This is a genomic window from Jeotgalibacillus alimentarius, assembly GCF_000829445.1.
In the GTDB taxonomy this organism is placed as follows: domain Bacteria; phylum Bacillota; class Bacilli; order Bacillales; family Jeotgalibacillaceae; genus Jeotgalibacillus; species Jeotgalibacillus alimentarius.
This window is the reverse complement of sequence record NZ_JXRQ01000030.1, coordinates 111,490-132,098: the sequence shown is the minus strand read 5'-3', so window position 1 is coordinate 132,098 and position 20,609 is coordinate 111,490. Positions and strand designations below refer to the sequence as shown.

The 20,609-nt window shown below is 42.2% G+C and carries 16 protein-coding genes; 11 read left to right on the top strand and 5 right to left on the bottom strand.

Going from position 1 to position 20,609, the window contains the following annotated elements:
* Nucleotides 1–18 precede the first annotated feature (18 nt).
* Nucleotides 19–1,455: a DASH family cryptochrome gene (locus KP77_RS17115; protein ID WP_041123963.1), complete on the bottom strand. Its 1,437-nt coding sequence runs from the start codon at nucleotides 1,453–1,455 to the stop codon at nucleotides 19–21.
* A 280-nt stretch (nucleotides 1,456–1,735) separates the two neighbouring features.
* Entirely contained in the window at nucleotides 1,736–2,797 is a 1,062-nt protein-coding gene (locus KP77_RS17110) for a saccharopine dehydrogenase family protein (protein ID WP_041123962.1), read from the bottom strand.
* Between the two features lie 165 nt (nucleotides 2,798–2,962).
* Between KP77_RS17110 and KP77_RS17105 the strand changes: the two genes are divergently transcribed.
* Nucleotides 2,963–3,826, top strand: a complete 864-nt coding sequence (locus tag KP77_RS17105; protein WP_041123961.1) for a DegV family protein — start codon at nucleotides 2,963–2,965, stop codon at nucleotides 3,824–3,826.
* A gap of 204 nt (nucleotides 3,827–4,030) precedes the next feature.
* On the opposite strand, the gene KP77_RS17100 is transcribed toward KP77_RS17105, so the two are convergent.
* Entirely contained in the window at nucleotides 4,031–5,446 is a 1,416-nt protein-coding gene (locus tag KP77_RS17100; RefSeq protein WP_041123960.1) for an RQC-minor-2 family DNA-binding protein, read from the bottom strand.
* 383 nt (nucleotides 5,447–5,829) lie between these two features.
* Here KP77_RS17100 and KP77_RS17095 point away from each other — a divergent pair, with 383 nt between their 5' ends.
* From KP77_RS17095 to KP77_RS17060, 8 genes are read left to right on the top strand one after another with little or no spacing between them, the layout of a single operon-like run.
* The gene (locus tag KP77_RS17095) at nucleotides 5,830–7,995 is read left to right on the top strand and encodes an NAD-dependent epimerase/dehydratase family protein (protein ID WP_041123959.1); all 2,166 of its coding nucleotides are present in this window, start codon (nucleotides 5,830–5,832) and stop codon (nucleotides 7,993–7,995) included.
* Nucleotides 7,985–8,881: a hypothetical protein gene (locus KP77_RS17090; protein WP_041123958.1), complete on the top strand. Its 897-nt coding sequence runs from the start codon at nucleotides 7,985–7,987 to the stop codon at nucleotides 8,879–8,881. Before KP77_RS17095 ends, KP77_RS17090 begins: the two co-directional genes overlap by 11 nt.
* Nucleotides 8,865–10,526, top strand: coding sequence for a DUF2194 domain-containing protein (locus KP77_RS17085; RefSeq protein WP_041123957.1), 1,662 nt, complete (start codon nucleotides 8,865–8,867; stop codon nucleotides 10,524–10,526). Before KP77_RS17090 ends, KP77_RS17085 begins: the two co-directional genes overlap by 17 nt.
* Nucleotides 10,523–11,965 (top strand): GT4 family glycosyltransferase PelF, encoded by a 1,443-nt coding sequence (gene pelF / locus KP77_RS17080; protein ID WP_041123956.1) that lies wholly within the window; start codon nucleotides 10,523–10,525, stop codon nucleotides 11,963–11,965. Before KP77_RS17085 ends, pelF begins: the two co-directional genes overlap by 4 nt.
* The gene (gene pelG / locus KP77_RS17075; RefSeq protein ID WP_052474392.1) at nucleotides 11,928–13,364 is read left to right on the top strand and encodes an exopolysaccharide Pel transporter PelG; all 1,437 of its coding nucleotides are present in this window, start codon (nucleotides 11,928–11,930) and stop codon (nucleotides 13,362–13,364) included. The genes pelF and pelG overlap by 38 nt, the downstream gene beginning before the upstream one ends.
* 16 nt (nucleotides 13,365–13,380) lie before the next feature.
* Complete coding sequence (locus KP77_RS17070; protein ID WP_041123955.1) at nucleotides 13,381–15,126, top strand: CotH kinase family protein; 1,746 nt, start codon at nucleotides 13,381–13,383, stop codon at nucleotides 15,124–15,126.
* Nucleotides 15,123–15,821: a polyphosphate polymerase domain-containing protein gene (locus tag KP77_RS17065; protein ID WP_235420747.1), complete on the top strand. Its 699-nt coding sequence runs from the start codon at nucleotides 15,123–15,125 to the stop codon at nucleotides 15,819–15,821. Before KP77_RS17070 ends, KP77_RS17065 begins: the two co-directional genes overlap by 4 nt.
* A 14-nt stretch (nucleotides 15,822–15,835) precedes the next feature.
* Nucleotides 15,836–16,516: a DUF4956 domain-containing protein gene (locus KP77_RS17060; protein ID WP_052474391.1), complete on the top strand. Its 681-nt coding sequence runs from the start codon at nucleotides 15,836–15,838 to the stop codon at nucleotides 16,514–16,516.
* Nucleotides 16,517–16,573: 57 nt separating this feature from the next.
* On the opposite strand, the gene KP77_RS17055 is transcribed toward KP77_RS17060, so the two are convergent.
* Nucleotides 16,574–17,398 (bottom strand): putative glycoside hydrolase, encoded by an 825-nt coding sequence (locus KP77_RS17055; protein ID WP_052474390.1) that lies wholly within the window; start codon nucleotides 17,396–17,398, stop codon nucleotides 16,574–16,576.
* Nucleotides 17,399–17,588: 190 nt separating this feature from the next.
* Between KP77_RS17055 and rlmH the strand changes: the two genes are divergently transcribed.
* Entirely contained in the window at nucleotides 17,589–18,068 is a 480-nt protein-coding gene (gene rlmH / locus KP77_RS17050; RefSeq protein ID WP_041123952.1) for a 23S rRNA (pseudouridine(1915)-N(3))-methyltransferase RlmH, read from the top strand.
* A gap of 16 nt (nucleotides 18,069–18,084) precedes the next feature.
* Here the strand turns inward: rlmH and KP77_RS17045 are convergent, their stop codons facing one another.
* Nucleotides 18,085–18,375, bottom strand: coding sequence for a hypothetical protein (locus KP77_RS17045; protein ID WP_041123951.1), 291 nt, complete (start codon nucleotides 18,373–18,375; stop codon nucleotides 18,085–18,087).
* A 162-nt stretch (nucleotides 18,376–18,537) separates the two neighbouring features.
* On the opposite strand from KP77_RS17045, the gene KP77_RS17040 reads away from it, so the two are divergent.
* Complete coding sequence (locus tag KP77_RS17040; RefSeq protein ID WP_041123950.1) at nucleotides 18,538–20,568, top strand: hypothetical protein; 2,031 nt, start codon at nucleotides 18,538–18,540, stop codon at nucleotides 20,566–20,568.
* The last annotated feature ends 41 nt before the right edge of the window (nucleotides 20,569–20,609 follow it).

Sequence of the window (20,609 nt, the reverse complement as noted above, 5' to 3'; positions counted from 1 at the left end):
AGACTCAGAACCAAGACATCACTTCATCACATCCAAAAACCGCACCTTATTCCGCTCCACAGACTCAAATAAATCAACGACCGGCGCAGGGTAATGCCGTCCGATTACCACGCCTGCTGCCTGCTGCCCCTCATATGTCATTTCATGAGGTGCAAATATCCGGGGTCCGGGTACTTTACGAAGCTCCGGCAGCCATGTGCGCAAATACACGCCATCAGGATCATAATCCCGCGCCTGCTTCACCACGTTGAATGCCCTGAATTGGACCGCGTCATTGCCAACGCCTGCCTGATAGAGCCAGTTGCCGTAATTGCTCGCCACATCATAATCAATCAGCAGCGACTCAAACCATGCTGCGCCAATCCGCCAGTCGAGGCCAAGGTTCTTCGTCAGGAAGCTCGCCACGTTTTGCCTTGCGCGGTTCGACATAAACCCGGTCTGAGCAAGTTCGCGCATGGCGGCATCCACCAGCGGATACCCCGTTTTGCCGTTCATCCAGGCTGATTCCAACGTCTCATCACGGTCCCATGGCGGCGTCCGTTCACGCAGGCCGGATGCTGCGAACAGGTCATCTCCGTAACGCCTGTGCACCAGATGAAAATAATCGCGCCAGAGCAGCTCAAAATACAGCCAGTACGTCGAGCTGTTTTTCACACGCTCATCCTCATAGCGCCGGACTTCCTCCATCACCATCCGCGGTGAGAGGCAGCCGCGTGCAAGCCAGGGCGAGAGCTTAGATGAGTCATCTTCTTTCAGCATGCCGTTACGTGTTTCTTTATAAATGCGAAGCTGATCTGACTTGAAAAAGTAGTGTTCGATCCGCTTCAGTCCTTCTGTCATCCCACCGCGGAAACGGAGCGGGGCATCCAGTTCATCGAACCCAAGTGCTGATAAAGAAGGAATTTCCCCTTCATCAAGCTCCACCCTTTTAGCGGCAGCAGAAGGTTTTGAGAGAGGCGGCCGCATCAGCACATCATTCTTCTCGATCCGCTTTCTGAACTGGGAAAAGGTATCCGACACGCTGTAGGCATCGAACGGTAGGTCCATCGGGTCATACAGGTTGCGCCCGTGATCGATTGATATTTTTGCCTGAAGCGCCTGACGAACGCGGTGCTCAGCGGCCTGCTCCTCGCTGCCGACTTCTTCATGCAGATAGAGACATTTCACAAAATACTGCTCATTTAACGCGCCAAACACCTCAGCAGGGTCCCCGGTCCGCACCATCAGCGGAATATGGAGCTGATTCAGCTCGCGGCGCAAATCTTCAAGGCTTTCCCTGATAAATGCTGCACGGAACTTCTCCATCTTTTTGAATTCATACGCAGTCTCCCGCATCTCTTCCGGGTCAAGTACATATACACCAACAACCGGCAGACCGCTTGCCACCGCACGTCTGAGCGGCTGGTGATCGATTGTGCGAAGGTCGTTTCTGAACCAGACAGCTGCAATCTCCATTGAATTCGCTCCTTTTGTCAATGTGTTAGGGATATTGTAAAAGAATAGGGTGGTGCGGGGAAGTTTGGGTGGGTTGGGCGGATGGGTGGTGTCGTGGGGTTCGGCGTAAATCCTTTGATGTTCGCTCTTCAGGGGCGTGTGTTCAACGCTCAGCACGGCTTGTTCGCGATTTAAACCGTCATGTTCGACGTTCACCCGCCCATGTTCGCCACTTAGGGTACAAAGACCCACCCGCCAGCCCACACAAAAAGCCCGGGATCAAAAACCCCGGACCAAAACGCTACTCCACAACCTCAAACTCCCCTGACCCCTCAAGCGACTCCACCAGTCCCGACCCAAACAGCCCGGCCGGCGTAAAGCTTCCTGAAGACAGATCGCGACCGAGCATGCGGCGCACGACTTCGAGTGACCCAAGTGCAGTCAGCGTGTAGGCATTCGTTGTTTTCAGCCGCACCGTGATCGTCCGGCCGTCAGCTGCTTTTGCTTCACCGACGATATAAGACGGCGCATTCTCCCGTGCACGTTCGTCCGGTCCTTTGACGGAGCGGTCAACCCATTTCAGCAGCTGCTTCTGAACCGGCTTTGTGCCGAGTACGGGTGCGAAAAGGGACATAACGCGTGCGCCGCGGATCTGGCGCTCAGACAGCGGAATCCAGGTCGTGATGTTTGGAATTTTCGTTGTGTAATACGCCGTTGAGACGTCGCCCCATGGAATCGCGGTTGCGGTTTCCTGGCCTCTTCCAAAGTCCAGCGTCCGCTTTTTAGAACCCATTGGAAACGGTACGATCCTGCCGTCTTTGCGCTCAGCGCTCCCGCCGGACAGTCCTTCGACCATCGTTTTAGTCGTGCCGGGTGACATACCTGCAAGAAAGGAAAAACCGAGTGCAAGCTCTGATGCGTTTGGCATGAGCTCCTTCAGCTTGTGCGCTGTGCAGTCAGTCGGGATCACATCGAACCCGACACCCGGGCACAGGACGATCCCTTTATCAGCCGCGCGCTTTGACATACCGGGGTCATGAATCATTTCAAAAACGCCGATCTCACCAGTGATATCGAGGTAGTGAGTCCCTGCAGCGAGACAGCCCTCGACCATCTGACGGCTTGTCTTTGAAAAGGGGCCTGCGCAGTGGAGGACGAGCTCCATGTCCTTCAGGTTTTCTGTCACTGTGTCAGGGTTATCAAGTGAAAAAATCTGCGTTTCAAATCCAAGTTCATCTGCAAGTTTGCTGACGGCTTCCCTGTTACGTCCGGCAAGTATGGGCGTCATGCCATCCTTTGCTGCCTGGCGCGCAATGAGCTCGCCTGTGTAGCCGTTTGCGCCGTAGATCATCCATTTTGACATTGTCTTCATCCTTTCAGCTGGTTCGTTGTTCACAGTATAGCAGTGTGTTGAAATGATTTCCTTTTCAAAGCCGTCACAAAAGTAGTTGAAATACGCAACTAAAATACTTTTCCGCTTTGTAATGGCTTACAATAGGAGGACATCAAGAATTTACTGGAGGTACGTATGATTAAAATAATGGCTGATTCAACGTGTGATCTGTCGCGGGAGATACTTGAAAAATACGACATCAGCACAGCGCCACTGAAGATTAATATTGAAGGCAAGTCTTATAAAGATAAAGTTGAGCTCGACCCGGACACCTTTTACAGCATGCTTGAGGACCTGAAGGAATTTCCGACGACCGGCGCGCCGAGTCCTGCTGAGTACCTGGCGATTATGGAAGACGCAGTTGCATCCGGCCATACGCACATTCTGTGTATTTGTATGTCGAGCGGCACGAGCGGTTCCTATCAATCAGCTGAGCTCGCGAAGGACTACTTCTATGAAGCGCATCCCACATCACCCGTGCATATTCATATCATCGATTCTAAATGCATGAGTCACGGGAGCGGCTGGCTGCTGCTTAAAAGCGCACTGCTGCGTGAAAGAGGCGCCTCATTTGAAGAAATCGTCGGCTTTAATGAACAGTATAAAACGCACGTAAAGCACTTTTTGTCAGTTGATGACCTGAACCACCTGATTAAAAGCGGGCGGATCTCCAATGCGAGTGCGATAGTTGGCAAGCTGCTTATGCTGAAGCCTGTGATGACGATGAAGGACGGCAAGGGTGCCGTTGTCGCAAAAGAACGCGGCCGTAAACGAGTGCTGAAGCATTACGTGGAGGAATTCAAAAAGCGTAATGACGCTGAACAGACTGAATTTGTCATTATCGGCTATACGTCAGACCCTGCCATTGCTGAGAGCCTGAAGGTAAAAATGCAGGAAGAGACCGGTTTTGCCGGCGAGATCTATATCATGCAGATGGGTGTGGCAGTCGGGACCCACGTTGGGCCTGGCGGGATTTCGATGTTTTTTGTGGAGAAGTAATGGGGGTTGTAGTTGTGGTTCGGCATTGGTGGCGGGTTGTTCGCTATAGGCGGTGCGATGTTCGGCGTATTTGATGCGGTGTTCGCGCTTTAACCCGTCATGTTCGACGTTCAACCCGGCTTGTTCGACACTTTGGGTACTTTGGCCCACCCGCCACACACGACTAAAAAACGCCCGGGAACCACTTCCCGGGCGTCATCTATCTCAAATCTTCTCCTTAAAAAGCTTCTTCACAGCCCGCACCACATACTTCTCCGGCCATTCCCCAAGCATGCCAAAAACAGCCGTCTCATGCAGTCCAAGCGTCCGTACCTTATTAGTCGGCTCACCCATTAAGGTCTGCGCCAGTAAATGCAGCGTCAGTGTCAGCTCGGTTTCATCCAATAAAGCCTCCACACGCTCCACTTCAGCGCGCGTTACCTGATAGCCCTCAATTTCAACCATCACATCATCCGGCTTCGGCTGGTTCGCCTCAAGCAGCGCCGTCCATTCACTAAGAAGCTCATCAAGCGCCGCCTCAGACACCTCAAGCGTCTTCCACTCCTGCACCGCCTTCAGCACCTTCGTATCAGGCAGCACGACCTCAGACAGACTCATCAGTGTCGGCTCCACGCGCTCCACAGGCAGCCGAACCGCCTTCAGCTGCTCATAGTACCGAACCACTTCAGGCGCCTCCACAGCCAGCTCATCCTTTAACGAAACGAGCCGTTCAAGCTTCCCGCTAAAAGTATCCAGCCGACGCTTCACATCCTGCAGATCACGCAGCGCCTCCACGACATTCATACTCTGCGCCGCAATCTCATTCAGCTGGCGTTCAATCGTTGCGATCCGCTTCACTGTGCGCTCCATAATCGGCTCTTCACGCAGCTCAATGCGCTCCTCGTCCACGTGATACTTCACCGCATACTCACACACCGGACACGAGCACGCAAGCGCCTCACCATCCACGGCAAGCTCTTTTTCATGCGTACACATCTCCCAGCGCCACTCAGCCGGAATATCACGGTAAGGACGCATCACAATCTCCACACGGTGCCGCCAGTACGCGATGTCCTCAGGATATTTCAGCACAGCTAAAAGAGAAGACCTGTTCATCTTCTCAACAGCCTCCACAACATGATTCTTTTCTTTTGCGAGCTCTATAAAAGGATGGAGGCTGTACGCATCATAGATCTGATCCAGCCAGTACTCACGCTTCATCCGGTGCAGCTTCGCACAGAACGCATAATCCTTCAGCACATACGACACATGATGATGCAGCCCCTCAGCTGACAGCCGGCTGTAGATCTTCCCATAAAAATAGCTCTCATCAATCGGAAGCCCGCGCTGCGCCGAATGCTCCTGCCATAAAAACATCTCAGGCCGCATCAGCTGCGGATACAGCTCTTCCTCACGCGTCACCGGAACCGGCATCCGCCAGCAGTCCGCATGCAAAAATTCCTTTATATCCTTAAGCTCTCTATAGGAAAACTGAGGCAGCGCACGATGAACCGCCTGCTGAAGACGGGACAGCACCGCACGCTCCTCCTTATGCCCAATCGAGCGGATATTCGCATACCTGCGCCCAACCGGCATAAACAATAATTTATCATAAGGTTCAATCTTAACCCCTGGTTTCATTTGGAACACTCCTTACCTCTAACCCCTCACCTAATTATAATACCCAGTAGGCCCGGACTCTAATTTGGATAGTCTGCCAATTTCTATAAGCCCTAAATTCTAAATAAGAAACGTATGCTCGTTTTTAAAATACCTACTAAGAGTATGCTGACTATAAGAAGTTAATATAGAGATGTATATTCTTCTTTTACTAATGGATCTCTTCATATAAAATAGGATAATAGTTTTAATTGAAATCATTGAGTCTAAATGTCTTGTTAAAAGTAATAAGGCTCATATAAGACAAAGCATGATTTAAATATTCGATACTGCCTCATTGAAATAAGTTTTGATTTTGTAGAAGTCTTTAGGTGATAAAGATGAATAAATAAGGGGAAGTGCACATGAACGTATTGGTTACGGGCGGATACGGTTTTATTGGATCATTTATTGCAGAGCGCTTTTTTAAAGAAAATCATCGTATTTTTATTATTGATAATTTAATTTCCGGTAAAAAAGAAAATATAGATTTCAAACACCGATCGTTTATTGGGGATGTTACTGATGAGAAGTGTGAAAGCTTCTTTAAGGCGCATTCATTTGATGTGGTCATACATTGTGCTGCTCAAACGAGTGTACAGCGATCGATTGAAAAACCTTTTGAGGATTCTTCGACAAACATTCTTGGTCTAATCAATATGTTAAATTTATCAATAAAATACGGCGTAGAGAAATTTGTTTTTTGTTCTTCTGCCGCCGTATATGGGGAAAACCCCACGCTGCCTCTTAAGGAAGGTGAGCATTTGGATCCTGTTTCTCCATACGGTATTAACAAAATGAATGGAGAACTTTACTGTCGAAAGTGGGAAGAATTGTACGGACTGTCATCGCTTGTCCTCCGTTTTGCTAATGTTTATGGTCCGCGGCAGCATGTGAGTGCTGAGAGTGGTGTGATTTCGATATACACTACGAATCTTTCCAAACAACAGCCGATTACCGTTTTTGGAACTGGAGATCAGACGCGGGATTTTATTTATGCAGGTGATGTTGCAGAAGCTGTATACCGGGGTGTAATTAGCGGATTAAGCGGTACTTATAACGTATCAAATAATATACAGACGAGCATTAATGAACTTGTAGCAAGGCTTACAAAGGAAAATCCAGGGTATTCAGTCGAGCGTGTAGCATCGAAAAAGGGTGATATTGCATTTTCTCAGTTGGATAATACAAGTCTAAAAAGAGATTTAGACTGGGTGCCAAAGTATTCATTAGATGAAGGACTAAAAGCAACGCTTGAGTATTATAAAAACAAACCAGCTGTTAAGCCGGTTAAAGAGATGAAGAACCGCTCTCCATTATGGAACAGTCACTGGATGTATCTGGCAGAGAACATCGTGCTATTTTTTATATTTTATGCGCTTTCCATTTTGGCAGTGCCGGCAGTCGAATCAATTGATTTTTGGATGATTTATGTTTTGCTCGCTGCTCTTTTATTTGGTAAAACGCAGGCTTTATTGTCTTCTTTTTTAGCAATCTCTGTTCATGTGAATCAGGCTTTAAGTTCCGGTAGAGAGATGGGCTCGTTATTTATGGATAATGAATTGTTAGCAACCTTTACTATATATTTACTGATCGGGCTGATCATCAGTTATGTGGTGGACAGGAGAAAAATTGAATTAAAATTTACAAAAGATGAACTTGCCTCTTCGAGAAATCAATATTCATTCTTAGCAACTGTCTATGAGGAAACGCTTGAGATTAAGAATGAACTGCAGCAGCAGATTTTACGTTCGGACAATGGGATTGGCCAAATCTATCAGGCTACCCGCTCTTTAGACAGTCTTGAGCCAGAAGCTTTGTTCACAGGCTCAATTCACGTACTCGAGGAAACTTTGAAATCAAGACATTTCGCAATATATTCTATTGCTCCTAATGGATTTGCACGTCTTGTTGCAAAATCCAAGGATCAGGAGTTTTTGCCGGCTGCTTCATTAAAGATTGATAAAGGTACACTCGTTGATAAAGCCATTACTCAAAAGCAAATTGGTTTTAATCAGTCACTCTCATCAACAGAACCATTTTTTGTAGCGCCGATTGTGCAGCAGAATGAAACAGTTGCGATGATTGTCTGCTATGATGCTTCTTTTCAGCAGCTGACGCTTTCATTTCAAAATTTAGTCGATGTTGTAACCCGCTTGATCAGCGCCGCACTGGAACGATCGTCCAGTTATATTCAGGAAATAAACAATGAGCGGTATATAGAGGATACAAACGCTTTGAAACCAGCATACTTTTCCCGTATTCTGGCGCAAAAACAGCAAGCAGCGGATACCCTTCAAATACCGTATACGCTTCTTTTTATAAATGAGAAAGCTTTTAATACAGAAAAGCTTCAACTAATTGGATCGATTCTCCGTACAACAGATTATTTTGGTTTTGATGAAAAAGGAGATCTTTATATTGTTTTATCAAACACTGAATTAAATGATGCGGGGATGGTCATAGAAAGGCTGGCAGGTAAGTACATTGAAGCATCTGTCATAGAAAAGGAGATGCCTCATGTTGGTTAGAGGGCTGATTGTCTATTATATATTGGTTCTTATATACAGCATCGCAATGTTTATTTTAAGAAGAAAAGGTGCTGTTCTTCAGGCAATGATTTTAATTAGCTGTCCATTTTTAGGTATTATTTTAATTCTGGCAATGTTTAAAAAGCCTAAACAACATGAACAGCTTCCAGAGTGGCTGCTGCGGCGCGAAGAGTATGAGGATACTTCATTGCAGACCCCTGATCGTGAACTTGAAACAAATATTATTCCGTTTCAGGATGCGCTGACGTTAAACAGTAACACAATAAAACGTAAAACGTTGATTAATTTATTAAAAGAAGAATTTTTACAGCAATCAGAGGCGTTGGCACTCGCATTAAAAAGTGATGATACTGAAACCTCTCATTATGCGGCCACTGCATTGCAGCAGGCGAAAAGTCAGTTAGTAAAAGAGTTGAAATTAATAGAAAAAAAACTTCAGAAAGATACCGCGGACATCGAAACGATTAAACAATATGTAGATGTGCTGAGACAATCTGTTCAAATGGAATTTCTTGATCAGAAAACACAAAAGAAATATATGTATTTATATTCACAGGCATTAAGCCAGGTATTAGCGATTGAACCTATGGAACATTCAATCTATTACAGTGAGAAAATTGCCACGGCCCTTGAATTGAAAGAATTTCAGGAAGCTTTAGAAACAGCTGAGACTTTTCTGAAGCATTTTCCCGATCATGAAGATTCATATTTTGCTGCGATGAACGTTCATTTTTATATGCGAAATGATGAAGCCTTTTTTCAAGTAATAGACAAGCTGCGCTCATCAAATATCCGCTTATCTCCTGAACGTCTGAATCAGCTGCGCTATTGGCTGCAAGGTGGATTATATGAACAAACAATTTAAGATTGAACACAGTATTTATGCATTAGGAGCGTTTATAGCAATTGTCGGTGTGTTGTTTTTAATCGCCCGTTCAGATGCTGTATTAAAATTTCAATATTTTAATAAGCCAATTGAACAGGCGGTAGTGGAACAGGAAGTAGAAGCAAGTCACAAGATCCCCTCCTATTTATTATTAACTGGCGCAGACCAGTCCAATCTTCAGGAAGCTTTGATCAAACGTCTGGAGTTAATGGGCAAAGAGGTAGAGGTTCGTTCCATTACTTCAATTGAAACAAAAGAAGATCTGGAAGGTTACATCAGTGTCATCATAGCGACTGAACAAATAGAATTGTTAAACGAAACCGATTTAATCCTTCGTTTCGTTGAGGATGGCGGTTCTTTGTTTTTTGCAGTGCGTCCCGCACCTGGACCTGCACTATCAACTCTTTATCAGTCACTTGGCCTGGTGGAAACGGGTAGTTTTATTGAAACAACAGGAATTGAACTGGAACAGCCATTTTTTAATGAAGCTGGAGAGACGGATTTTGCATCAGATAATATCATCAACTCATCTTTAACTGTCAGGCTTTCAGGGGATGCAGAGCTATTTGCTTCTTCTTCCACAGGTATTCCACTCCTGTGGAAAGCTTTTTATGGCGAAGGGACATTTGTTGTATTTAACGGGACCATGTTTTCCGAAATGACGGACCAGGCGCTTTTTGTTAAAGGCATACAACAGTTAACTGAACATGTCATAATGCCAATGATCAACGCACGTATAACAGAATTAAGCGGCTTTCCTTTCCTGGTACCTACTGGAAGGGATTTGTCACCCGCTTACACGAATCGTGATTATTACCGTACTTTAGTATGGCCAGAACTACAGAGAATTGAATCAAAATATGATTTGAATTATACCGCTTCATATAAGGCAATAGACGATACAGGCTCCTTAAATCTTGAGACATCTCCAGAACTTGAAGATTTGCGATTGTACGGGCGTGAATTACTACGAATGGGTGGAGAAATCGCATTGCATGTATCATCAGCAAGTAACCAGGAGAGATCTGTTCAGCAAGTTCAGAGTGCTCTCCCTGACTATTCACTTCATGCAGGAGTAAGTTTATCTTTAGAGATGGGTGACCGGTTATCGAATGAGATGTCAACAATGCTCGCACCAGTAAAATATATAGAAGAAGTGGAAGAAACAATCGTATTGCCTGCAATAGCAGAAGGGTTTGAACTGAAAGCCAGTGAGAAATGGAAGCTGTTCAATGAATTATTCGTAAGCGGGCTTTACACTCACTCTGTAGATGCTTCCAGCTTTATTGAAGCGCAAAATGCAGAAGAACAAATGACGGTCTTTGCTGATTTTCAGCAGTCCATGTATGAGCAGGTTCCCTGGATCCGATCATTGACGCTTTCAAAGGCTGGAGAGGCAGCTTTTCCATATCTGAATAGCGATCTCTATGAAACACAGAAGGGTAATAAGTTAATCTTCTCTGCAACCGCAATGATAGAAAATCAACCTGCCTACTATTATCTCTCGACCAAAAGAACCATTGCAGGCACTGAGAACTGTGAAGTCAGACAGGTTGGAAAAGATTTATATCTTGTAACTGCGAATGATTTAACATTTGCAATTACTTTGGGGGAATCTAAGTGAGGATTTGTCTGATTTCAGAAGGTGCTTATCCGTATGTGACTGGCGGTGTATCAAGCTGGGTTCAATCAATGATTTTAAATATGCCTGAACATGAATTTATCGTTTATTCCATTTCTGCGAAAAAAATTAAAAATGTTACGCGAAAGTATGAACAGCCACCAAACTTACTTGAAATTCATGACATATTTCTGGGTGAGTATGTAGAAGAACGTATTCAGGCCGGTCGTCGATATCATATCACTGAAGAAGAGAAAGAGGCTTTTTTATCATTGATCGGCGGGAAAGAAACCAGATGGGATGTACTTTTTGAATTCTTTGTTAGCGGCAGAGTCGATTCAATTTTGAATTTCCTTGCTAGTAAAGATTTCTTTGATATTGTCCGGGTGCTTTGTGAGAAACGGTTCGTTCATGTGCCATTTACTGATATGTTCTGGGCGCTTCGCTCAATGGTACTCCCACTATTTTTGTGTATTGATCAGAAAATGCCCGAAGCAGACCTTTATCATGGTGTTTCAACAGGGTACGCCGGTGTACTTGGGGCCTTAGCTAAGCATCAGTATAATAAACCATTCCTGCTGACTGAACATGGGATCTACACACGTGAAAGAGAAGAAGAGATTATCAAAGCAAGCTGGATTAAAGGGTATTTCAAAGACATCTGGATCGATTATTTTTACAGCTTATCACAATGTGCCTACACCCATGCTGACAGAGTCACATCACTATTTGAAGGCAGCCGTCAGATCCAAATAGAACTTGGCTGTCCCGGTGAAAAAACATCTGTTATTGCAAATGGCATTGATGTCGGTAAGTTTCATACTGGAAATCGAAAACAAAAAGAATCAGGTATTCATATTGGTGCGGTTGTCCGGGTTGTACCAATCAAAGATATCAAATCAATGATCCAGAGCTTTTCCATCGTGCAGCAGGAAATGCAGGACAGTTACTTTTATATTATTGGTCCGTACGATGAAGATGAAGAGTACTATGCTGAATGTGTTGAAATGGCTGAGATCCTGGGCCTGCGTAATCTTGTATTTACTGGTTCTGTCAATGTACAGGAGTATTTAAGTTTTCTTGATATTCTAGTTCTCTCAAGTATCAGTGAAGGACAACCGCTTGTCATATTAGAAGGGTTGGCAATGGAAATTCCATTTGTTTCGACTGATGTTGGAAGCTGCGCTGAGCTTTTGCTTGGTAAGTATGATTCTTTTGGTAAGGCAGGTACAATTGTTCCCGTTATGCATTTTCACTTAATGGCGAATGACTTGATCGAGCTTGCAGTTAATCCGGAGCTCAGGAGCACATATGGACGAAATGGCAGAGAGAGGGTTACTTCACTGTATACATTGCCGGGCATGATCAGAAAGTATAACGAATTATATGAAGAGGTGAACCCACATGGCAGGCATAGGATTTCAGCTGAAAGAACTCTATAACCGATCCAACTTTTTTGCACAATTGAGGGCATATGGATATTCAGCGCTTACTGCAGTTGGCCCAATGTTCCTGAGCATTTTGCTGATCACGGCAGCCCGGGAATGGCTCATATATCTGAATGCACCAAATTCAGAGGTGAATTTGTTCATAGCATCCGTGCAGTATACATTTATATTTTCACAAATACTAACGGGAGGCTTTTTGTTTGTCATTTCCCGCTTCGTGGCTGATCAGACTTTTATGGAGAAGGAAGAAAATGTTCTTTCCTCAATGTATGGAGTCATTGGTATTGTTTTGCTGATTGGGTTTGTCATTACGGTATTATTTTACTGGTTATCACCATTGCCGCTTTTGTTCAAGTTCTCTTCTTATCTGCTGTTTGTAGAATTAAATATTGTCTGGATTTTATCAATGTATGTGTCTGCACTCAAAGATTATAAGAAAATTGTAAAAGGATATCTGCTAGGCGTAGCTGTGGCAGCAATAGTCATTTGGGTGATGACCGGGCTGCTTGGGATAAAAACTGCAACTGCTGTTTTTATCGGTCTTGATGCAGGCTTTTTACTGATTGCAATAATGCTTACAAGGGATATCTTTGGGTTTTTCCAGCTGAATAATAAGCGGTATTTTTACTTTTTAACTTATATTGAAAAGTATCCGTTTCTGTTTTTTATAGGTCTGTTTTATTATCTAGGCCTTTACGGACACAACATCGCAGTCTGGCTCGGTGATCGCAGAGTGATGGTGGCAGACACGTTCTTAATGGCTCCTTATTACGACACACCTGTATTTTATGCGTATTTGAGTGTGCTCCCGGCTTTAGTGTTATTTATGGTGACACTTGAAACCACTTTTTATCAGACGTACAAAAAATATTACGGTCGTATCCTGAACGGATTTCCCCTACAGGATATCGAAAGTGCAAAACAGGAAATGTACCGCACTTTGCGTCTTGAAATTCTGTTTTTAGCCCAGGTGCAGTTGCTTGTTACTTTTATATTTATCTTTATTGGCGTTAGATTCTTACCGTTTGTGGGTTTAACACAGGATCAGATTGACATTTTTATGATTGTCGTACTCGGCAGCTGGTTTTTAAGTCTGATGATCACATTCTTCTTGATTTTGCTATATTTTGATGAGCGGAAAGCGGCTTTTTCACTAACTGGTTTTTATGTTTTATCCAGCTTTTTAGCAACCATTTTTTTTAGTGGGCTATTCAATCTCTATGGAGCCGGTATGTTTGTAGCCGCAGTACTGAGTTTTGTATATGGCAGCCGCTTGCTGATGAAGCAGCTTAATGAAATCGACTATACAACGTTTTGTCACCAGCCGATTATTTATAAAGAAAAAATGACAAAAACCGAGCAGTTTCTGCGTAAAGTCGGCAGCTTCGATTGAGAAAGGAAAAGTTCGCATGAAAAAACCACTTTATCTTAAAGCATTCATTGGGCTTGGTGTTTTATTTTTTTTACTACTGTTTTTGCAATACTGGCTTGAGAAACCTGCTGATCTTTCAGCCGATTCCAGTGGTAATGAGCCACAGGTTGAGGAAACTTCGGCCGAATCGCTACCCGAGCGGTTGGTCGAAGATAAGCGAGTGTATGAAAAACATAACGGCACAAAGCTTGAACATATCTATATAACAATTTTTGATCAGACATCCGTTCCGGAAAATGATATTACACTGTATGAATTGAACGAATCTTATAAACAATACAGCAACCTTGAATCCGGTCCTAAGCTTGATATTCTCTTCCAGACAGGAAATTCAGAAGGCGCTTCCGGGAACGGATTCATCTCGACAGGCAATGATCAGCCGAATGCAACAATTGAACTGCGTGGACGTTCCAGTCGTCTGGAAGCCCAAAAATCCTACAAAATACGTCTTCAGGATAACGGCGGCCTCTGGTACGGGCAGAGCATTATTAATCTGAATAAACATGCTGATGACCGGACGAGGGTGCGTAATATGCTGGCATTTGATTACTTTAGGAAGATACCTGATCTCATCAGTCTGCGTACGAATTTTGTTCAGCTTCACGTGAAAGATTTGACGGATCCTACTAGAAGCGGAGAATTCGAGAATTACGGATTATACACGCATGTGGAGCAATTGAATGAAGAAGCGCTGGCAGCAAGAGGACTGAATCCGGATGGGCACCTTTACAAAGCAGAAAACTTTGAATTTCACAGATATCCTGATCAACTGAAGCATCAGGATGATCCGGATTACGACAAGAGTCGATTCGAACAGGTGCTGAAAATTAATGGTAATGAAAATCATGATGAACTCCTTCAAATGCTTGATGATATTAACAATTTATCAAAACCATTTGATGAAGTATTTGATTCATATTTTCAGGAAGACAATTATTTGACTTGGCTTGCGGTTAATATTCTGTTTGGTAACTACGATACGATGTCAACAAACTATTACTTATATAGTCCACTTAATTCTGAAAAGTGGTATTTTATACCCTGGGATTTTGATAAGGCGCTTGGGCGTGACGCTGAAAGAAAAGATGGGCTTCCGCCATGGCAGCAGGGAATCCAGCGTTATTGGGGAACCGTCATTCACCAGCGTTACTTACGCGATCCTGATAACGCAGCAGCGCTTACTGCAAAAATTGAGGAATTGTCTTCGGTCATTAATGAACAAGAAACAGGCAAATTGATTGATACTTACTATCCGATCGTGAAGAAGCTGGCACTGCAACAGCCTGACCTGAATTATTTAAGCATTGAGGCATCAGAATTTGATCCTGCATATGAAAAGCTTGAGCAGGTCACAACACGTTATAAGGAACAGTATATGGCCTCTCTGGAAGTGCCAATGCCGATCTTTCTTCATCACGAGCGGAATAACGGTCGAGATGTTTTCACTTGGGAAACCTCTCATGATCTCCAGAATGACAGGCTTTCTTATGGATTTCAGTTGAGCACTTCGCCAGGGTTTGAATCATTTATCACACAAATTGAAGATCAGCCTGATTTTACTCACAGCATGGATGGTTTATCAGAAGGACGTTATTACTGGCGCGTGCTCGTCCGTGATGAGAATGGCAATGAACAGATTCCATTTGATTATTATCGTGACAATGACGGCAGAGTTTATTGGGGTGTTCAGCAAATTGTGATACCGGGAGGCAGTTCTTCGTGAAAAAGTTTCGTCACGAGCTAAAATATTATATTACAGAGCAGGATTATGAGTTGATGCGTAAAAGAATCGGATTACTTATGCCGCAGGATGAGTACTCAATTGATGAACGTGGCTATCTGATTCGTAGTCTGTACTTCGATAATGTACACGACCATGACCTGATACAGAAGAATAACGGGGTATTCCGGCGCAAAAAATTCCGTATCCGTACTTATAATCATTCGGATGCTGTGATCCGGCTGGAGAAGAAAAGCAGACAGGGAGAATATATCCTTAAATCCTCCGCGCCTATAACACGGGAGGAGTATACACAGCTACTGGAATGGGATTATACCTTCTTGAAGCACAAGGAAGACCCTTTGTATGAGGAATTTTATTATTACCTTCAAAGTTATTATATGAAGCCCAGGGTGATTGTGGACTACATACGTGAAGCATACGTGGGACCTATGAGTAATATCAGGATCACATTCGATAAAGAGTTAAGCTTTGTCACGAACACAGTTGATTTGTTTGAGCGGGATAGCGTATCGGAAGAGGTACTGGATTATCCGAAAACCATCCTTGAGGTAAAGTATGACGACTTTCTGCCGGATTATATTCGTCAGGTGCTTCAGCTGGATTCTCACAACCGGTCGGCTATTTCGAAATATGTACACTGCAGAATAGCCTCAATTCGCTATCACGGTATATGAAAGAGTGGATAAAGATGAATGAAACGATGAATTTTAATGATATTTTAACAAATGACTTTGTGAATAATTTTATGTTTGGGAACTTGTCCATTATAGACATTCTGCTTGGTCTGCTAACAGCCTTTATCGTCGGGGGATTTATTTACTTCGTCTATAAGAATACGTATAAAGGCGTTCTGTACAGCTCCAGCTTTAATGCAACACTGCTCGTTATGACCATGATTACCTGCCTGGTGATTATGACGATCAGTACGAATGTGGTTCTATCTCTCGGAATGGTCGGTGCATTGAGTATTGTGCGATTCCGTACAGCCATTAAGGATCCGCTTGATATCGTATTTATGTTCTGGGCCATTGCCGCAGGAATATCAAGCGGAGCGGGGCTGTATTTTCTGACCTTCATTGGTGCTGTCGTGATCGGCATTGTACTAATTATCATTTCACGGAAAAAGCATGTCGATACGATGTACTTACTTGTGATTCACTATACAGAGGAAGCGGCGGATGACGTGAAGAAAGAGCTTCATAAGCTCAACCATACACTGAAATCAAAAATTATGCGGAAAAACGTAATTGAACAAACCTCAGAGGTGCGTCTGAAAATTGATAACACAGCCTTTATGACACGTCTCAATGAAATTGAGGGTGTCCGTGACGTGTCGCTCGTACAGTACAATGGTGATTATGCACTGTAGTCGTAAAAGTAATAAGCATCTCCCAAGCTTTTATACTATCGCTTTGGAGATGCTTATTTATTGATAGGTGTCACCTATTCTCATAAATGCAGGAAAACGATCGCGTCTGCTTTGCTTAAGGCTTGCTTCGTCTGTCACAACTGTAAATATCCGGACTCTGCCTAAGTACTGTTCTTTTTTGAAGTAATCACGCCAGTTCCGGGCCCATTCGCTCTCATCTATATCCTGTTTGTCAAACCCCTCCCAAAGCATCCCGTCTATTCTTTTTCGTGAGACTGCCTTATAAGATTCAAACCCCCGATTTTGGATGATCAGCAGGTTGGGGTAAGCTGATTCAATATCAGTCAGAAGCTGTGCGTAGCCTGCTCTCAATTCACTTTCAGCAGATTGATCCTCTCTGAAATAATAATCAAGGTCATCCACAGTATCGAAAAAAATACCGTCCATTTGCTTCCCTGCGACCTCATCACTGATTTTACGCATAAGCAACTCTCGGTAATGCGGGTTACTGATATTCATGATATAAGTATCCCATTCTTCGATATAGAGCTGCCTGCCGTCCTGCAACCAATAATCATCGGGCAACAAGTCCTGTTTCAGTTCTTCATTCCAGTTCTCAAGCTGCATCAGGCTGACATAGCCGAACGTCAGCACACCCTTACTTTTCAGGTGAGCCACCTGATCCTCTGTAAAAGCAACAGGCTCAATAATTGCCGCATCCTGCCGTGTAAGCTCTTCCAGCTTCTCAGCGTCCGGATTCCCATAAAAAATTTGAAATGCATCTACACGATAAAGTGGTCCGTAAAAAAACACTGCCATCAACCCTCTCAAAAGAACATAACCAAACACAATCACTGCAAAAGCGATTATCCATTTTTTCACATGATATCTCCTTCATCCACGCTCTTTTATTTCAGTATAAACGAACGAATCATAAAAGAGCCGAAAATATAAAAAGGTTATGCCATAATAGTTTCTCATTGGTTACTGGCTTAACAGAAGCAGGCGTCTCAGTATAAGGAGCGTCATTCATGTTAAAATGAACCCATCACATCACACCCGGAGGACCATTATGAAAATACAAATCATCACAGTCGGCAAACTCAAAGAAAAATACCTCAAGCAGGGCATCGCCGAATACACCAAACGCCTCGGCGCCTACTGCAACATCGAAGAAATCGAAGTCCCTGACGAAAAAGCACCAGAGAACCTGAGCGAAGCCGACATGCTAATCGTCAAACAAAAAGAAGGCGAACGTATCCTATCTAAAATCGCACCAGACACCCACGTCATCACACTCGAAATCAACGGCAAACAGCTCACATCAGAGCAGCTGGCAAAAGAAATCGACAAGCTCGCGACCTATGGGAAAAGTAAAATTGCATTTGTTATAGGGGGATCACTTGGACTGAGTGATGAAGTACTGAAGAGAAGTGATTTTGGACTGTCATTTTCGAAGATGACGTTTCCGCATCAGTTGATGAAGCTGGTTTTGGTGGAGCAGGTTTATCGGAGTTTTAGGATTAATAGGGGGGAACCTTATCATAAATGAGATATAAAAATTAACCTTATTTCGGTGCTTGATAAATTAAACCAGCAAAAATTTCTTCTATGTCTTTAGGATCGCATATTTTAAAGCTAGTAATATATTCATAAAGAATTTTAAAAATTTCAGGATTATTATAATCCTTATAATATATATCGACATCTAAAATAAACATATAATTCCTATAAGAACTTTTATTAATTTTGAAGTATATTTTAGAACTATTAAGATTAATAGCTTCAAAATAAGCAATATTAATAGGGGAAATATTATTTATAAAATACATAGTTAAAGCTAGCTTTGGATTGTTCACTTTTATTTTACTCCTTCATGAATTATTTGGTTTTTAATGAAATTTAACTTTTTTGATAATTTAAATGATAATAAATATTTAAAACTATTTATAGGAATATTGGCATCCTTTGTGTTAAAATTTATTACATTGTAAACATATTTGACACATGGAGGCAAAACAATGAATAAAACTTTTCATATTTATGGAGATAATATTGTAGAGTGTTCTAGAACTTTAAAGTATATTATTAATGGATTTCCTAAAAATAGCATTAAAGGTGTATCTAAAGATTTAAGTAACATTTCTACACCTAGATTTAGAATAAACTCCCATCTTGGGGTGTTTTTATTTATATTTTTTCCAGGTACAAATGCTACTAGGTGGAATAAAGATGTTTATAAAGATTTTGTTTTAGAGGCGGGAGGTGCTATCAAAGAGGGTGCAGATGCGCTTTTAACTGAAATCGATGAAAATAAAGAAGTCCCTCTTTTGGCGTTAGAGTTTAGTGCCGCGCTACCTGCGGGGAATAATACTTGGCAGAGAAGTGGGCGGGCACTGTCTTTATCTCAAGCAGGAATTCCTTATTTTTATCTAGTTCATATTGGAGGAAAAGAATATATAAAAGAAACAGGATCATTAAGTACTAGATTTCCTAATCCTGCACTATCTTTATCTTTTTCTTTAAATACCCTTACTACTTCAGTGCCTTCACTCTTCGTATATAGTGAAGCTCCTGAGGCAGATGATATTCATAGGAAAAACTTTGATGCATGTTATGGTACTGAAACTTTTAGCAGCTTGTTATATAAATTAATAATTGATAAACCAATCGATGATGAATTGACAGAATTATATAACAAAAATGTTGAATTTTTAGAAAAAAGGACTGCATTAATAAAAAAACATGCTTTTAGTCCAAAAGAATATTCTAGTATACTAAAATCCGAAGACCCTTATGAAACTTTAAGAACCTTAACTAGAAATAAAAAAATAAAATGGAATAAAAAACTGGCAAGTAAGATTAGATTAAATTTTAATGGTAGTTCATCACACCCTATGTTGAGACTATTAAAAGATTTAGAAGACCATTCTTATGCATTATTGACGAAAGATATTCCATGCACCTTTGTACCAGCTGAAAATAGAAAAAAATTAGCTGACCATGTTTGCAATAATCTATATAAAAATAAAATAACAGAAGATTTTAAGAAATGGATATATAAGGAAGAAGATCTGGTTGTGTGCGTGATTAATGGTTTTAAACCCAAAGGTGATGACTCACGACCAGACCGAGGACTAGCACCTTTATCAAAAATGTTACTAAATAATGATTTGTTAACTATCGTTATTGGTACAGCTAAGCCTGAAGTTTGGACTAATTTAGATAAGAGTCCTCCATTACTTCTACGTAATGGATTATGGCAATCAATTTTTCACTTTTCAGATGGTATTTTAGTAGATACTCCAACTAGAATAGGGTATGAAAAAAATACTTATTACAAGAATCATTGGACAGAGCATTTAAAAAAACCATCTAAATCAAAAGAAACGATTTTGAATATTAAAGACTTCCCTATTAAAGTTGGAGAGCATGATGTAGATACCGCAATTCATATATTGTTTAGCTATGTAGGACAACATTTTGAGTGTGTTTGTAATCCACCTGGAGGAGACTGGAGTGGAATTTCACTACTAAAACGTGGGGTCGAATACAGATGGACTTCTATGAACCGTGTGTCTAAAGAAAATACTAAAAGACCTGACCATATTTATCAAATGATTTACAATAAAAAGCCGACATTACTTTTAATTGAATCTAAGGGAGTCAAAAGTGAATTATATAAACATAAAGAAGAGAATGTAGGAACGGGAATGGTAAAGTATCTGGAAAACCTTTTGAATCGTGAATATACAGCTTCTAAATCAGAAGATTATAAATGGAAAGCAAGCAGTGGTAATTTATCATTAGACTATTTTAAGACGTATACCGCTGTGGCATATCTGCTAAAACAACCACTAAAAAATGAGATCGAAGATGTAAAGAATTTACTTGAATTTTCACAATCACAATTGATTTTTATTTTGGATTTAAAGGTAAAAAAATCTGTTATACATATTTTTAGCATAGAAAAAGATGCTTATGAATACGGATGTTATCTAGCACAGACTTTGAACAATGCAGAAGTTGAAATTATAGTTCATAAGCCGTAACAAAGAGGTGGAGGAGTATCTTAAGCAGACACTCCTCTTTT

Bases quoted from the DNA above. Each gene is read 5' to 3' on its own strand.
- KP77_RS17115 (WP_041123963.1), bottom strand. From the start codon at position 1,455: ATGGAGATTGCAGCTGTCTGGTTCAGAAACGACCTTCGCACAATCGAT.
- KP77_RS17110 (WP_041123962.1), bottom strand. From the start codon at position 2,797: ATGTCAAAATGGATGATCTACGGCGCAAACGGCTACACAGGCGAGCTC.
- KP77_RS17105 (WP_041123961.1), top strand. From the start codon at position 2,963: ATGATTAAAATAATGGCTGATTCAACGTGTGATCTGTCGCGGGAGATA.
- KP77_RS17100 (WP_041123960.1), bottom strand. From the start codon at position 5,446: ATGAAACCAGGGGTTAAGATTGAACCTTATGATAAATTATTGTTTATG.
- KP77_RS17095 (WP_041123959.1), top strand. From the start codon at position 5,830: ATGAACGTATTGGTTACGGGCGGATACGGTTTTATTGGATCATTTATT.
- KP77_RS17090 (WP_041123958.1), top strand. From the start codon at position 7,985: ATGTTGGTTAGAGGGCTGATTGTCTATTATATATTGGTTCTTATATAC.
- KP77_RS17085 (WP_041123957.1), top strand. From the start codon at position 8,865: ATGAACAAACAATTTAAGATTGAACACAGTATTTATGCATTAGGAGCG.
- pelG (WP_052474392.1), top strand. From the start codon at position 11,928: ATGGCAGGCATAGGATTTCAGCTGAAAGAACTCTATAACCGATCCAAC.
- KP77_RS17070 (WP_041123955.1), top strand. From the start codon at position 13,381: ATGAAAAAACCACTTTATCTTAAAGCATTCATTGGGCTTGGTGTTTTA.
- KP77_RS17060 (WP_052474391.1), top strand. From the start codon at position 15,836: ATGAATGAAACGATGAATTTTAATGATATTTTAACAAATGACTTTGTG.
- rlmH (WP_041123952.1), top strand. From the start codon at position 17,589: ATGAAAATACAAATCATCACAGTCGGCAAACTCAAAGAAAAATACCTC.
- KP77_RS17040 (WP_041123950.1), top strand. From the start codon at position 18,538: ATGAATAAAACTTTTCATATTTATGGAGATAATATTGTAGAGTGTTCT.